1 rRNA gene is annotated in these 304 nt (G+C 44.1%); it reads left to right on the forward strand.

What is annotated here, in order from left to right:
• Positions 1–203: 203 nt before the first annotated feature.
• Positions 204–304: ribosomal RNA gene (locus MM194_RS21835) — 16S ribosomal RNA — on the forward strand; the annotation flags it as partial.

A 304-nucleotide genomic window follows, 5' to 3' on the forward strand; every position in this document is an offset into this window, starting at 1 on the left:
CTGCGTCGCTCTTTAACAATTTGAATCAAGCAATCTGTGTGGGCACTCACAGCATCGACCATCAAAATTAATTTTTGATTTTCAATGTCTGGTGAAGTGACCAAAACGACTTGTTAGCAATAACAAGCCGAATAGTTTATTTCAGCAATTCATTGAGCCGCTGAATGTCGTTACTTCGGTAATGGCACGACGCAAACAAACTTAAATTGAAGAGTTTGATCATGGCTCAGATTGAACGCTGGCGGCAGGCCTAACACATGCAAGTCGAGCGGCAGCGGGAAAGTAGCTTGCTACTTTTGCCGGC

It is taken from the genome of Aeromonas sp. MR16, from assembly GCF_022549315.1.
Lineage (GTDB): Bacteria > Pseudomonadota > Gammaproteobacteria > Enterobacterales > Aeromonadaceae > Aeromonas > Aeromonas aquatica.